Source organism: Streptomyces sp. cmx-4-9, from assembly GCF_046548835.1.
Classification (GTDB): Bacteria; Actinomycetota; Actinomycetes; order Streptomycetales; family Streptomycetaceae; genus Streptomyces.
Genome location: NZ_JAEBEE010000008.1, coordinates 463,631 through 476,013, shown reverse-complemented (window position 1 = coordinate 476,013; position 12,383 = coordinate 463,631). Strand labels below are relative to the sequence as shown.

General features: G+C 74.0%; 11 protein-coding genes and 1 riboswitch. Of the genes, 6 read left to right on the top strand and 5 right to left on the bottom strand.

Annotation, left to right across the window (positions count from 1 at the left end; all coding sequences use genetic code 11):
• Positions 1 to 226: 226 nt before the first annotated feature.
• The 3 genes from ACLJTM_RS26315 to ACLJTM_RS26305 all read right to left on the bottom strand — a co-directional run bounded on the left by ACLJTM_RS26315 (position 227) and on the right by ACLJTM_RS26305 (position 3,330).
• Positions 227 to 1,006 (bottom strand): enoyl-CoA hydratase/isomerase family protein, encoded by a 780-nt coding sequence (locus ACLJTM_RS26315; protein ID WP_411106190.1) that lies wholly within the window; start codon positions 1,004 to 1,006, stop codon positions 227 to 229.
• A gap of 150 nt (positions 1,007 to 1,156) precedes the next feature.
• Positions 1,157 to 1,378: a helix-turn-helix domain-containing protein gene (locus ACLJTM_RS26310; RefSeq protein WP_030010789.1), complete on the bottom strand. Its 222-nt coding sequence runs from the start codon at positions 1,376 to 1,378 to the stop codon at positions 1,157 to 1,159.
• A 353-nt stretch (positions 1,379 to 1,731) separates the two neighbouring features.
• Positions 1,732 to 3,330 (bottom strand): ABC-F family ATP-binding cassette domain-containing protein, encoded by a 1,599-nt coding sequence (locus ACLJTM_RS26305; RefSeq protein ID WP_411106189.1) that lies wholly within the window; start codon positions 3,328 to 3,330, stop codon positions 1,732 to 1,734.
• Positions 3,331 to 3,603: 273 nt separating this feature from the next.
• On the opposite strand from ACLJTM_RS26305, the gene ACLJTM_RS26300 reads away from it, so the two are divergent.
• Positions 3,604 to 4,494, top strand: coding sequence for a neutral zinc metallopeptidase (locus ACLJTM_RS26300; RefSeq protein ID WP_411106188.1), 891 nt, complete (start codon positions 3,604 to 3,606; stop codon positions 4,492 to 4,494).
• A 71-nt stretch (positions 4,495 to 4,565) separates the two neighbouring features.
• Positions 4,566 to 4,964 carry a VOC family protein gene (locus ACLJTM_RS26295; protein WP_411106187.1) on the top strand — a complete coding sequence of 133 codons (399 nt, stop codon included), beginning with the start codon at positions 4,566 to 4,568 and terminating at the stop codon, positions 4,962 to 4,964.
• Positions 4,965 to 5,032: 68 nt separating this feature from the next.
• Here ACLJTM_RS26295 and ACLJTM_RS26290 read toward each other — a convergent pair whose 3' ends face one another.
• Both ACLJTM_RS26290 and ACLJTM_RS26285 read right to left on the bottom strand, forming a co-directional pair.
• A complete protein-coding gene (locus tag ACLJTM_RS26290; RefSeq protein WP_411106186.1) occupies positions 5,033 to 6,505 on the bottom strand; it encodes a hypothetical protein in 1,473 nt (490 codons plus the stop codon).
• Positions 6,506 to 6,656: 151 nt separating this feature from the next.
• Positions 6,657 to 7,787: an alpha/beta hydrolase gene (locus ACLJTM_RS26285; RefSeq protein WP_411106185.1), complete on the bottom strand. Its 1,131-nt coding sequence runs from the start codon at positions 7,785 to 7,787 to the stop codon at positions 6,657 to 6,659.
• A 309-nt stretch (positions 7,788 to 8,096) separates the two neighbouring features.
• Between ACLJTM_RS26285 and ACLJTM_RS26280 the strand changes: the two genes are divergently transcribed.
• The 4 genes from ACLJTM_RS26280 to ACLJTM_RS26265 all read left to right on the top strand — a co-directional run bounded on the left by ACLJTM_RS26280 (position 8,097) and on the right by ACLJTM_RS26265 (position 12,378).
• Complete coding sequence (locus ACLJTM_RS26280) at positions 8,097 to 9,362, top strand: anion permease (protein WP_411106184.1); 1,266 nt, start codon at positions 8,097 to 8,099, stop codon at positions 9,360 to 9,362.
• A 27-nt stretch (positions 9,363 to 9,389) separates the two neighbouring features.
• On the top strand, positions 9,390 to 9,611 hold the full coding sequence (locus ACLJTM_RS26275) for a hypothetical protein (protein ID WP_411106183.1): 222 nt from the start codon (positions 9,390 to 9,392) through the stop codon (positions 9,609 to 9,611).
• A 144-nt stretch (positions 9,612 to 9,755) separates the two neighbouring features.
• A riboswitch (cobalamin riboswitch) is annotated at positions 9,756 to 9,838 on the top strand.
• Between the two features lie 57 nt (positions 9,839 to 9,895).
• Positions 9,896 to 10,861 carry a cobalamin biosynthesis protein gene (locus ACLJTM_RS26270; RefSeq protein WP_411106182.1) on the top strand — a complete coding sequence of 322 codons (966 nt, stop codon included), beginning with the start codon at positions 9,896 to 9,898 and terminating at the stop codon, positions 10,859 to 10,861.
• Entirely contained in the window at positions 10,858 to 12,378 is a 1,521-nt protein-coding gene (locus ACLJTM_RS26265; RefSeq protein WP_411106181.1) for a cobyric acid synthase, read from the top strand. The genes ACLJTM_RS26270 and ACLJTM_RS26265 overlap by 4 nt, the downstream gene beginning before the upstream one ends.
• Positions 12,379 to 12,383: the final 5 nt, after the last annotated feature.

The following is a 12,383-nucleotide window of genomic DNA, read 5'->3' as shown; positions in this document are numbered from 1 at the left end:
GACTACGCCGGACGGCCGGACCCGCGGGCGCCCGCCCCGGTTCGGCCCGGTCATGCCGAAGCCCCGCGTCCGGTGCGGACGCGGGGCTCAAGGGGCTCACGGGGCTCACGGGGCTCACGGGGCGCAGGCGCGCCGCCCGGCGGCTCGTGCCGGGGCGCGGTGGCTGCGACGACCGGGTCGTCTCTTGCGGATCGTGTCGGGGCCCGCCCCGCCCGGCAGAGGCGCCCTAGTCGGAGAGGCCTGCCAGGTCCCGCAGGCGGCGGGCCTGGGCGGCGCGCTCGGCGGCGCGCTGCTCGTCGTACGACCGGGAGGCGGCGCCGCGCAGCAGCGCCTTGGTCTCGACCACGGCGTCGCGCGGCGGCGCCAGCAGGGCGGCGGCGAGGTCCTGGACGGCCGCGTCGAGCTCGGCGGCGGGCACGACGAGGTTGGCGAGGCCGATCCGCTCGGCCTCCTCGGCGTGCACGAAGCGGCCCGTCACGCAGATCTCCAGCGCGCGGGCGTAGCCGACCAGGGAGGTCAGGGGCTGGGTGCCGGTCAGGTCCGGGACGAGACCGAGGCTGGTCTCGCGCATGGCGAACTGCACGTCGTCCGCCACCACGCGCAGGTCGCACGCGAGCGCGAGCTGGAAGCCGGCGCCGATCGCGTGCCCCTGCACGGCGGCGACGGTGATGAGGTCATGGCGCCGCCACCAGGTGAAAGCCTCCTGGTACTCGGCGATGGTGGAGTCGAGCTCCTCGTCCCCGCCGCGCGCCAGGTCGAGGAAGGACGGCTCGCCCTCGAAGCCTTCGGGGGTGAAGGCCTGGCGGTCCAGCCCCGCGGAGAAGGACGCGCCCTCGCCGCGCAGCACCACGACCCGGACGGAGCCCGGCAACAACCTTCCGGCCTCCGCCAAAGCCCGCCAGAGCGCAGGGGATTGAGCGTTTCGCTTGGCCGGATTGGTCAGTGTCACCGTGGCGACCGAGTCGTCGACGGTGAGCCGTACGCCGTCCTTGTCGAGCAGAGCCATCTGTATGCCTCCGGTTGTGCGGTCGGCCGCGGACCGGCCTAAGTGACTGCACAGTAACCACCCGGCCGGCCGGGAAGCCGACCGGGGGGCACCGAAGGAACCGTTGGGACAGGTGAAGACGGTGGAGCGGTTGGGACGGTTGGCCCGGGGTCAGGCCGTAGCCGCCTTCTTGCCGCGCGTCGCGCCACCGCGGCCGCGCAGCGATACCCCGGACTCACTGAGCATCCGGTGGACGAATCCGTAGGACCGGCCGGTCTCTTCGGCCAGCGCCCGGATACTCGCACCGGAGTCGTACTTCTTCTTCAGGTCTGCCGCGAGCTTGTCGCGCGCGGCGCCGGTTACCCGGCTGCCCTTCTTCAGAGTCTCGGCCACCCGTGCCTCCTCGTGGGAAGTGCGCTCTGGACTTCTCATGATCACCCCTCCCACGCTTCCTGGCCACCCATTCAGCAAGGTCGGTGCAACCGCATTTCTCAAGCCGTGGACACCCGAGCAGAACGGAATCTTCTCTTCCGCTGCATGACCTCCGTCACACTCCTCCCCCGCTCCGATGAATCACCAGGTCAGCGGCCGGGTGCCGGATGCACCACGGCCCCGGTCGCACGCCCTCGCGGGCGCGGCCGGGGCCGTGGTGGAGCGCGCAACGGTACGAGACCGTCTCACTCAGATGATGGATCACGTCTGAGCCGAATGATCCATAAGGAACTGGATCATCGTGCGGGGGCCGGTCAGGCGAGGGCGACGAGGTCCCGGTAGTCCGGTCCCCAGAGGTCCTCCACGCCGTCCGGCAGCAGGATGATCCGCTCCGGCTCCAGGGCCTCCACCGCGCCCTCGTCGTGCGTGACGAGGATGACGGCGCCCTTGTACGTGCGCAGCGCGCCGAGGATCTCCTCGCGGCTGGCCGGGTCGAGGTTGTTCGTGGGCTCGTCGAGCAGCAGCACGTTCGCGGAGGAGACCACCAGCGTGGCCAGGGCCAGTCGGGTCTTCTCCCCGCCGGAGAGCACCCCGGCGGGCTTGTCCACGTCGTCCCCGGAGAACAGGAAGGAGCCGAGGGTCTTGCGTACGGCGACCAGGTCCAGGTCGGGCGCGGAGGACCGCATGTTCTCCAGGACCGTGCGCTCGGGGTCCAGGGTCTCGTGCTCCTGGGCGTAATAGCCGAGTTTGAGGCCGTGGCCGGGGACGACCGTGCCGGTGTCCGGCTTCTCGGTGCCCGAGAGCAGGCGCAGCAACGTGGTCTTGCCGGCGCCGTTGAGGCCGAGGATGACCACCCGGGAGCCCTTGTCGATGGCCAGGTCGACGTCGGTGAAGATCTCCAGCGATCCGTACGACTTCGACAGGCCCTCGGCGGTCAGCGGGGTCTTGCCACAGGGCGCCGGGTCCGGGAAGCGGAGCTTGGCGACCTTGTCGGAGACGCGGACGGCGTCCAGGCCGGCGAGCAGCCGGTCGGCGCGCTTGGCCATGTTCTGGGCGGCGACGGTCTTGGTGGCCTTGGCGCGCATCTTGTCGGCCTGCGAGTTCAGGGCCGCGGCCTTCTTCTCCGCGTTCTGGCGCTCGCGCTTGCGGCGCTTCTCGTCGGCCTCGCGCTGCTGCTGGTAGAGCTTCCAGCCCATGTTGTAGACGTCGATCTGGGCGCGGTTGGCGTCCAGGTAGAAGACCTTGTTCACGACCGTCTCGACCAGGTCGACGTCGTGGGAGATCACGATGAAGCCGCCGCGGTAGTTCTTCAGGTAGTCGCGCAGCCACACGATGGAGTCGGCGTCCAGGTGGTTGGTCGGCTCGTCGAGGAGCAGGGTGTCGGCGTCCGAGAAGAGGATGCGGGCGAGCTCGACGCGGCGGCGCTGACCGCCGGACAGGGTGTGCAGCGGCTGGCCGAGCACCCGGTCGGGCAGGCCGAGGGCGGCCGAGATGGTCGCGGCCTCGGACTCGGCGGCGTAACCGCCCTTGGTCAGGAACTCGGTCTCCTGGCGCTCGTACTGCCGCAGCGCCTTCTCGCGGGTGGCGCCGGAGCCGGTGGAGATGCGCTCCTCGTTCATCCGCATCTTCTTCAGCAGGACGTCGAGCCCGCGGGCGGACAGGATCCGGTCGCGGGCCAGCACGTCGAGGTCCCCGGTGCGGGGGTCCTGCGGGAGGTAGCCGACCTCGCCGGAGCGGGCGATGGAGCCGGCGGCGGGCTGGCCCTCGCCCGCGAGGCACTTGGTGAGGGTGGTCTTGCCCGCTCCGTTGCGGCCGACGAGGCCGATGCGGTCGCCCTTGGCGACGCGGAAGGAGGCGGACTCGATGAGGATGCGGGCGCCGGCGCGCAGCTCGACGCCGGTGGCGGTGATCACGGAAATACTCCAGGGCGGTGGGGACGGCGGAAGGGGGGCAGGACGCGAAGCTTCTACGCCGCTAATCCGCGAGGAGATTTGCCATGACAGACATTCTACCGGGGCTGCGCAACTACTTGCCGGGCTGCGGGGTACCCGTGCGATGGCCCCGGCCGCACCCTCCGCGTCCCCCGTACGGCCCAGCGGGCCCACGGGCGGGCCGGGGGGCGTGCCGGGATGAATGGGTCGATACTCGCCGCAAGGCGGACCACGAGGATGCGAGGGCGGTGCGGGATGCAGTTCGACGACAACGCCAATCTGGACACGTCCGAGGTCAAGGACGTACGCGGGAGCCGCGTCCCGGGCGGGAGGGCCACGATCGGCGGCGGGATCATCGGCTTCGTCGCGCTGGTGCTGGGGCTGCTGTTCGGTGTGGGGCCGGACCAGCTGGGCCTGTCCTCCGGGGACCAGGAGCCCGACCCGGCGGCTTCCTCGGTGACCCAGGTGCAGCAGGCCTGCCGGACGGGCCAGGACGCGAACGCACGGGAGGACTGCCGGCTGGTCGCGGTGGTCAACAGCACCCAGGACTTCTGGAGGCAGGAGCTCACCCGCCGCGGGGGCCGGTACTCCCCGGCGTCCACGGTCTTCTTCACCGGCCGGGTGAGCACCGCCTGCGGCGCGGCCACCGCGGCGGTCGGCCCCTTCTACTGCCCCGGCGACCGGCAGGTCTACCTCGACCTGGGCTTCTTCGACGACCTGCGGACGAAGTTCGGCGCGACCGGCGGCCCCTTCGCGCAGGCGTACGTGGTCGCCCACGAGTACGGGCACCACATCCAGAACCTGACGGGCACCCTCCAGCGGTCCCAGGACGGCCGGCAGGGCGCGGACAGCAACGCGGTCAAGGTGGAGCTGCAGGCCGACTGCTACGCCGGGGTGTGGGCGCGCAACGCGACGCGGACCCCGGACGAGTCCACGGGCCGGCCGCTGATCACCAGCCTGACCGACCAGGACATCAAGGACGGGCTGGACGCGGCGGCGGCGGTCGGCGACGACCGGATCCAGGAGAAGTTCCAGGGCCGGGTGACCCCGGAGTCCTGGACGCACGGATCGGCCGAGCAGCGCCAACAGTGGTTCTACCAGGGCTACCGGACGGGCGACATGGCCCAGTGCAACACCTTCCGCTGAGGGCCGGCCGCGGCTGCCATGCTGTGCCGTGGGCCACAGGCACGGCACCGGCACGAGAAGGAGTGATGGCCATGGCAGGCGTTCCGTCCATCTGTCCGACCCTGCTCTACCGCGATGCGGCGGCGGCGATCAAGCTGCTGACGGAGGCGTTCGGCTTCACCCGGTCCGCCGTCTACGAAGGGGAAGACGGCACGGTCATGCACGCCGAGCTGTGGTACGGCGACGGCGCGGTGATGCTCGGCAGCAAGGGCCGGGGCGGGCTCTTCGACCAGGCCATGGAGGGCGCCGGCCCGGCGGGGGTCTACGTGGTGGTCGACGACGTGGACGCCCACCACCGCAGGGCCGTCGAGCACGGCGTGGAGATCCTGATGGCGCCCGCCGACCAGGAGTACGGCTCCCGCGACTACATGGCCCGGGACGGCGAGGGCAACATCTGGAGCTTCGGGACGTACGCCCCGCAGGGCCAGTAGGGGCGCGCCCGGCCCCGGGGCCGGACCTCGCCGCGGGCGCCCCGGCCGCCGGGGCGCCCGCGGGTGGTTCAGACCCCGCCGGTGTGGACCTGGAAGGCGGCCCGGCGGACCGCCTTGGCCAGGGCCGGGTCCGGGTGGGCGGCGGCCAGCGCGACCAGGACCTGCACGGTGCGCGGGTGCCCGACCGCCCGTACCTCGTCCAGCAGCCGGGGGACGGTGGTGCGGACGGCGGAGTCCAGATGGCGGGCCAGCAGCTCGGCTTCGCCGTGGTCGGCGATGGCGGCCGCGGTGTCCACCCAGAGCCAGGTCGACTCCTCCGCGGTGAGGACCTCCTGGGCCTCGTCGGGGTCGACCCCGTCGTGCTCGGCGAGCCACAGCAGGGCGTAGGGGCGCAGGGTGGGTTCGCGCACGGCGGCGCGCACCTCGGGCTCGGCGGGGGCGCCCACGACGCGGAGGGCTTCGAAGGCCAGGCCGCGCAGCAGTGCGTCCTCGCCCCGGGCGGCGTGCAGCAGCTCGCTGACGGCGTGGCCGACGGGCCGGGCGGCGAGCCAGGCCCGGTACTCGGCGCGGGCCGGGCCGGGAGTCAGCCGGGCGCAGCCGTGCAGCATGGCGGCGGCGGACTGCTCGATGTTCCCCGCGGGGCTCTGCGCGGCGACGCAGATCTGCTCGAGCTTGACCCACACGGCCCAGCTGCCGAGCGGGGTGAGTGCGGCCTGCGCGGGGCCGAGGGTGACGGCGTCCACGGCGGCGAGTCCGCCGAGTGCCCAGCGCAGCAGCCGGGCCAGGGGTACGGGGGGCGCGGCGGGACCGGCCGGGGCGCCGGACGCCGGCTGCGCGGCAGCCGCGGCCTGCGGGGCCTCGGCGGTGGGGCGGGCCTCCTGCTGCGGGAGGCCTTCGTAGGGCACCTCGCAGCGTTCGTCGCGCAGTTCGGTGACCCGCTGCCCGAGCAGGTCCAGCAGGTCGGGGACGGTCACGGGGCCGGCCGACAGCTGGAGCAGGGACAGCAGCTGGGGCATGGCCTCGACCACCTCGGCGACGACCGCGGGCGCGATGTCCGCGGGCGCCGGGTGGACCAGCGACCAGGCGTCGAAGAGGGCGACCCAGCCGCGCAGGACCGCGGTGTCGTCGCGGTCCCAGGCGCGCAGCCGCCAGCCGGGCCGGGCGTGGCCGCCGTGCACCTCGACGAGTCCGGCGAGGCGGGCGCGGTCCCAGCCGACCCGGATCTGGCCGTGCGTCAGGCGGAGTTCCTCCGCGGCCCGTTCGACGTCGGCGGCGGGCAGGGCGCCCGCCGGTGCGGGGCGGCCCCCGTCCCCGGCGCCGAGGTTGCGCTCGGCCCAGCGGGTCAGGCGTACGGCGTCGGCCAGCGAGGCCCGGGCCCGGTTCGCGAGGTCCGCCGTGGCGGGCGTGCCGGCCGGAGGCCGCGGGGCCGTCCTGGTACGCCGGTCGGTCACCGCCTTGCGGGCCGCCGCTACGGAACGCGGGGAGACGAGTCGGAGTCTGGAGTCGCGAGCCAACTGCTCATCAGGCTTTCGGGACGTCACGGAAGCAGTCTCGCCCGTCACTGGCCGAAAGCCCAAACGGAACCGGCGGCTTCTGCCGGCGGAGGGGTCACAGACCTGGACAAGCCGCCCGCCCGCCCCCGGTCCGGCACACCGCCTTCACCGGTGACGGGCCTTCACCGGTGACGGGTCTTCACATGAGGGGGGTGAGGAAGCGGCGCAGGGCCTCCTCGTACCCGTCGGGGTCGGCGTTCCACATCGCGCCGTGCCCGGCTCCGCGCACGGTGTGCAGGGTGACGAGGTCGGGTCGGGCGGCGGCGAGCCGGCGGGAGGGCTCCCAGGGGGCGAGCGTGTCGTCGGGGCCGTGCACGATCAGGACGGGCATCCGCAGGCCGGCCGGGTCGGCGCCCGGGGGCCGCCGGTCGGCGCGCAGCCCGGCCCGGCCCTCGGCGGCGCGCACGGCGAGCGGCAGGACGGCGGCCGGGGTCCGGCGGGCCGCGGCGAGCCCGCGCAGGGTGGCGTGCCAGTCGAGCACGGGCGAGTCGAGGACCAGCCCGGCGATCCGGCCGGCGAGCGCCGAGCGCTCGGCGGCGTGCAGGGCCATGGTGGCGCCGGTGGACCAGCCGTGGAGGATCACGCGCCGGGCGCCGTACCGCAGGGCGTAGCGGATGGCGGCGTCCAGGTCCCGCCACTCGGACTCGCCGAGGTGACCGAGGCGGTCCGGGGAGGCGGGGGCGCCGAGGTCGCCCCGGTAGGCCAGGTCGAGGACGGGCAGCCGGTGGCGGTGCAGGAAGGGCATGACGACCATCGGGTGCTCGCGGGTGGCGCCGAGCCCGTGCACGGTGATCACCCAGGTGTCCCGGGCCGCGGGCACGAACCAGGCGGGCAGGGCACCGAGCTCCCCGGGCACGTCCACGTCGGCGTGGTCGAGCCCGAGGGCGGTGCGCGGGTTGCCGAGGTGCACCTGGGGCGTGAGGGTGACGCGGGTGCCGGGGTCGAGGCTGCCGTGGCTGACGGAGAGCAGGCTGCGCACGACGGTGTCGGGCCCGTGCGGGGCGTCGGTGAGGACGGGTCCGACGGCGGCGTGCACCCCCGGGGCGTCCAGGCCGTGGACCCCGGGCCGCAGGGAGCCGAGCGAGCGGGTCAGGGTGACCCGGCCGTCCCCGGCGGCGTGGACGCTGAGGCGGTGGCTGCCGGGCAGGGGCCTGCCGGGTTCGGGCCGCAGGGCGGCGTCGGCGGCGTACCGGCCGGCCGCGACCGCGGCGGCGCCGGCACCCACGAGGGCGGTGAGGACGGCCGCTGCCGTCGCTGTGGCGGTACGCACGGCTCCAGTGTCGGGGCGGGGGCTCCGGCGGGCCACCGGAGGGCGCCGTTCCACCCGGTGCGGGCGGGGAGTGATCCGCGTCTCTTTCCGGGCCCGGGGCCGGGGCCGGGGAGACCGGGCGCCCCGTACGGAAGGGACCGTTCACCCGGCTTTGACGTGCATTAATCGCCAGATCTGCGGCAGAATCGGGACGAAGGTCCCGATTGACCGGGAGCCCAGTACACCGATCGGCCCGTGTCAGTTCATCTTCCGTTCATCCAGGTTGCCTACGGTCGCCGAGCCACTGACGTCACACAGAAGCCTGGGTAAATGGAGCACATAACGCTTCTCCTCGGGATCGTGATCATCACCGCTCTCGTGTTCGACTTCACGAACGGTTTCCACGACACGGCCAACGCGATGGCCACCACCATCTCGACCGGCGCCCTCAAGCCCAAGACGGCGGTGGCCATGTCCGCCGTGCTCAACCTCGTCGGCGCGTTCATGTCCGTGGAGGTCGCCAAGACGATCTCCAAGGGCCTCGTCAACGAGGAAGGCATCCAGCCAGAGGTGATCTTCGCCGCCCTGGTCGGAGCGATCCTCTGGAACCTCGTCACCTGGCTGGTCGGCCTGCCCTCCAGCTCCTCCCACGCCCTGATGGGCGGCCTGATCGGTGCCGCGGTCGCTTCCGCCGGCATCGGCGCCGTCAACGGCAGCGTGGTGGTCACCAAGGTCCTGATCCCCGCGATCGCCGCGCCGATCGTGGCCGGTGTGGCCGCCATGCTCGCCACCAAGGTCACGTACCGGCTGGGCCGCCAGGTCGGCGAGAAGACCTCGGCCAAGGGCTACCGCGCCGGCCAGATCGCCTCCGCCGGCCTGGTCTCCCTCGCGCACGGCACCAACGACGCGCAGAAGACGATGGGCATCATCACCCTGGCGCTCGTCGCCGGGAACGCCCTGCCGGCCGGTGCCAACCCGCCGGTCTGGGTCATCGTCTCCGCCGGCATGGCCATCGCGATGGGCACCTACCTCGGCGGCTGGCGCATCATCCGCACCATGGGCTCGGGCCTGACCGACCTCCAGCCGCAGCAGGGCTTCGCCGCCCAGACCTCGGCCGCGAGCGTCATCCTGGCCTCCTCCACCCTCGGCTTCTCCCTCTCCACCACCCACGCGTGCTCCGGCGCCGTGATGGGCTCGGGCCTGGGACGCAAGGGCGGTGTGGTCCGCTGGTCCACCGCCAGCCGCATGTTCATCGCCTGGGGCCTGACCCTGCCGGCCGCCGCCCTCGTCGCCGCCGGTGCCGAACTGGTCATGCGCACCGGCGACGTCGGCGTCGCCGCCGTCGCGGTCTTCCTGGTCGCGTCCTGCTTCGCCATCTGGGTCGTCTCCCGCCGCCAGGTCGTCGACCACCACAACGTGAACGACGTCCCGCCGGCCGCCACCGAGGACGCGGGCGTCGTCACCACGGCCATGGCCGCCGTCACCGTCCCGCCGACCGCAGCCGCCGCCGCCTCGGCCGACGAGGACCTGCGGGCCACCATCCCGGCCGCGACGGCGGCCCCGGCGACCCCGGCGTCCTCCGCCGCAGCGGTCTGACCCCGAGAACGACAGAGGTATCCGCGCATGAAGATCGACTGGGCAGCACTCGGCTCCGTCTTCGGAGTCAGCCTCTCCGCCACCGTCGCCCTCGTGGCCCTGTTCACCCTGGGCCTGGTGGGCCTGTCCAAGCACGAGGCCCAGGCCGAGCAGGGCGGCGCCGCCACCCTGGCCCGCAGCGGCGCCTACGTCTGCTTCGCGCTCGTCGCGGCGGCCGTGGGGTACGGGATCTACCTGATCGTCGCCTGACCGGCCGCGCTGCGGCGGGCGGGTGCCAAGGCTCCCTCCGGGATCTTCCCGGAGGGAGCCTTCGCGTACGCCGCCGCAGGTCAACGGCGAGTTGACGGCATTCGCGCCGCGTGGTGGACTGCCCGGGCCATTACGGCGGCATGGAGAGGAAGTCCGGTGCGAATCCGGCGCGGTCCCGCCACTGTCACCGGGGAGCGCGCGCTGCGGTCCCCGGGAGCCAGGAACTCTCGCCGCCGGTCACGTCGAACCAGGGCGCGGACCCTGAGTGAGGACATACCTGCACCATGCGTGCCGACCGCGTCTTCGCGTACGGCGCCACGGCGGGCCTGATCGGCGACCGGATCCTCGGGGATCCGCGCCGGGGCCATCCCGTGGCCGCCTTCGGACGAGCCGCCGCCGCCGTCGAACGCGCCCTGTGGCGCGACGACCGCGCCCGCGGCGCCCTGCACACCCTGATATGCGCCGGGGGCGCCGCCGCCGTGGGCCTGCTGGGCTCGCGCGCCGTGCGCAGCCGGCCCCCGGCGGCCCGCGTGGCCCTGACCGCCGCCGCGACCTGGGCCGTGGTGGGGGGCACCTCGCTCGGGCGGGAGGCCCGCGCCATCGGCGGCGCCCTCGCCGCCGGGGACGCCGAGGTGGCCCGGGAGCGGCTGCCGCACCTGTGCGGACGCGATCCGCAGGCCCTGGACGAGCAGCAGATGGCCCGGGCCGTCGTGGAGTCCGTCGCGGAGAACACCTCCGACGCCGTGGTGGGGGCTCTGGTCTGGGGAGCCGTCGCCGGGGTCCCCGGCCTGCTCGCCTTCCGCGCGGTGAACACCCTGGACGCGATGGTCGGCCACAAGACGCCCCGCCACCTGCGCTACGGCTGGGCCTCCGCCCGGCTCGACGACCTGGCCGGCTGGCCCGGCGCCCGGCTGACCGCCCTCGCGGCGGTCGTGGCCGGACCCGACCGGGCGGGTGCCGTACGGGCCTGGCGGGCGGACGCCGCACGGCACCCCAGCCCGAACGCCGGTCCCGTGGAGGCCTCCTTCGCCGGTGCGCTCGGCGTACGGCTGGGCGGCACCCTCGCCTACGGCGGGCGGGTCGAGCACCGGGCGGTGCTCAACGGCGGGGCGGGGCGGCCGGTGGAGGTCGCGGACATCGAACGCGCGGTGCGGCTGTCGCGGCAGGTGACCTGGCTGGCACTGGGGGCCTGCGCGGCGGTCCGGCTGCTGGTCTCCCGTACGGGCACGAGGAAGGGGCGGCGCGGATGAGCGGCGCGAAGCGCGGCGGCGGACTGCTCGTCGCCGGGACCACGTCGGACGCGGGCAAGAGCGTGGTCACGGCGGGCATCTGCCGCTGGCTGGCCCGGAGCGGCGTGAAGGTGGCGCCGTTCAAGGCGCAGAACATGTCGCTGAACTCGTTCGTGACGCGGGAGGGCGCCGAGATCGGGCGCGCCCAGGCCATGCAGGCGCAGGCCGCCCGCGTGGAGCCGACCGCACTGATGAACCCGGTGCTGCTGAAGCCCGGCAGCGACCGCAGCAGCCAGGTGGTGCTGCTGGGCAGGCCGGTGGGCGAGATGAGCGCCCGCGGCTACCACGGGGGGCGGCAGGAGCAGCTCCTCGGCATCGTCACGGACTGCCTCGACCAGCTGCGGGGCACGTATGACGCCGTGATCTGCGAAGGGGCGGGCAGTCCGGCCGAGATCAACCTGCGCCGGACCGACATCGTGAACATGGGCATCGCGCGGGCCGCGCGCTTCCCGGTGGTCGTGGTCGGGGACATCGACCGGGGCGGGGTCTTCGCGTCCTTCTTCGGGACGACGGCGCTGCTCTCGCCCGAGGACCAGTCGCTGATCGCCGGGTACCTGGTCAACAAGTTCCGCGGTGACGTCTCGCTGCTGGAGCCGGGGATGGAGATGCTGCGCGGCCTGACGGGCCGGGCCACCTACGGGGTGCTGCCCTTCCGGCACGGGCTGGGCATCGACGAGGAGGACGGGCTGCGGGTCTCGCTGCGCGGGGCCGTGCGCGAGTCGGTGGTGGCCCCGCCGGTCGGCGAGGACGTGCTGCGGGTCGCGGTGTGCGCGGTCCCGCTGATGTCGAACTTCACCGACGTCGACGCGCTCGCGGCCGAACCGGGGGTCGTGGTGCGGTTCGTGGACCGTGCCGAGGAGCTGGCCGACGCGGACCTGGTCGTCGTACCGGGCACGCGCGGGACAGTGAAGGCCCTGGCCTGGCTGCGCGAACGCGGTCTCGCGGACGCGCTGCTGCGGCGGGCGGCCGAAGGACGCCCGGTGCTCGGCATCTGCGGCGGCTTCCAACTGCTGGGCGGGCACATCGAGGACGAGGTCGAGTCGAAGGCCGGCTCCGTGGCCGGTCTCGGACTGCTGCCCGTGCGCGTCCGCTTCGCGGTGGACAAGACCCTGGCCCGGCCGGTGGGTTCGGCCCTGGGCGAGGAGGTCGCGGGGTACGAGATCCACCACGGCGTGGCCGAAGTGCTGGACGGCGAACCGTTCCTGGACGGATGCCGGGTCGGCGCGGTCTGGGGCACGCACTGGCACGGCTCCCTGGAGTCGGACGGCTTCCGCCGGGCGTTCCTGCGCGAGGTGGCCGCGGCGGCCGGACGGCGCTTCGTCCCGGCGCCCGACACCTCCTTCGGGGTGCTGCGCGAGGAGCAGTTGGACCTGCTGGGCGACCTGGTCGAGGAGCACGCCGACACCGGCGCCCTGCTGCGGCTGATCGAGGGCGGGGCCCCGGCGGGTCTGCCCTTCCTGCCGCCGGGCGCCCCGTGACCGGG

Coding starts and splice junctions, on each gene's coding strand:
- ACLJTM_RS26315 (WP_411106190.1), bottom strand. CDS start 1,006: ATGGCTCTGCTCGACAAGGACGGCGTACGGCTCACCGTCGACGACTCG.
- ACLJTM_RS26300 (WP_411106188.1), top strand. CDS start 3,604: ATGCAGTTCGACGACAACGCCAATCTGGACACGTCCGAGGTCAAGGAC.
- ACLJTM_RS26295 (WP_411106187.1), top strand. CDS start 4,566: ATGGCAGGCGTTCCGTCCATCTGTCCGACCCTGCTCTACCGCGATGCG.
- ACLJTM_RS26280 (WP_411106184.1), top strand. CDS start 8,097: ATGGAGCACATAACGCTTCTCCTCGGGATCGTGATCATCACCGCTCTC.
- ACLJTM_RS26275 (WP_411106183.1), top strand. CDS start 9,390: ATGAAGATCGACTGGGCAGCACTCGGCTCCGTCTTCGGAGTCAGCCTC.
- ACLJTM_RS26270 (WP_411106182.1), top strand. CDS start 9,896: ATGCGTGCCGACCGCGTCTTCGCGTACGGCGCCACGGCGGGCCTGATC.
- ACLJTM_RS26265 (WP_411106181.1), top strand. CDS start 10,858: ATGAGCGGCGCGAAGCGCGGCGGCGGACTGCTCGTCGCCGGGACCACG.